General features: G+C 36.0%; 1 protein-coding gene. It reads left to right on the top strand.

All coding sequences use genetic code 11. The features are described 5' to 3' along the window. Positions 1–13: 13 nt before the first annotated feature. Positions 14–728 (top strand): alpha-amylase family glycosyl hydrolase (locus tag BW716_RS35085; protein ID WP_235644032.1); only part of this gene is annotated, 715 nt, incomplete at its 3' end.

Here is a 728-nt window from a genome sequence, read left to right as displayed (position 1 = left end):
TAAATCTATTGCTTTGTACTGGACCGCAAAAGGTGTTGATGGTTTTCGTTATGATATGGCCGAAATGGTTCCGTATGAGTTTTGGAGCTACATGAACTCGGCTATAAAAATGAAAAATCCAAATGCTTTTTTATTGGCAGAAGTATATAACCCGAATGAATATCGAAATTATATTCGTTTAGGAAAAATGGACTATTTGTATGATAAGGTCGAAACGTATGATAAATTGAAAGAGATTATTCGTGGAAAATCAAATCCTGATGGATTGTCTGATATTCAGAGAGGAATGTTTGATATTGAACACAATATGCTTCACTTTTTAGATAATCACGATGAACAGCGTTTAGCAAGTCCTGAATTTGCTGGAACACCGGAAAGAGGAAAGCCTTTAATGGTGGTTTCAACAACAATTAGTACGTCGCCAACAATGGTTTATTTTGGACAGGAAGTAGGTGAGGCAGGAAACGAAAATGCAGGTTTTGGAACGCATTCCAGAACTTCAATTTTTGATTATATTGGGGTTCCCAATCACCAACGCTGGATGAATGACGGAAAATTTGATGGAGGAAAATTATCGGATTCCGAAAAAGGTCTTCGTGATTTTTACAAACGATTGCTAAATTTTTCGATTAACAGTTCGGCTTTAATGGGAGATTTTCAGGAAATCCAATCTGTAAATCGCCAGAATAATGCGGAATATGACGAATTACTTTATTCTTATGTTCGTT

This window comes from [Flexibacter] sp. ATCC 35208 (assembly GCF_001975825.1).
Classification (GTDB): domain Bacteria; phylum Bacteroidota; class Bacteroidia; order Chitinophagales; family Chitinophagaceae; genus Chitinophaga.
The sequence above is the reverse complement of the archived record's forward strand: the minus strand, read 5'-3'. Positions and strand labels throughout refer to the sequence as shown.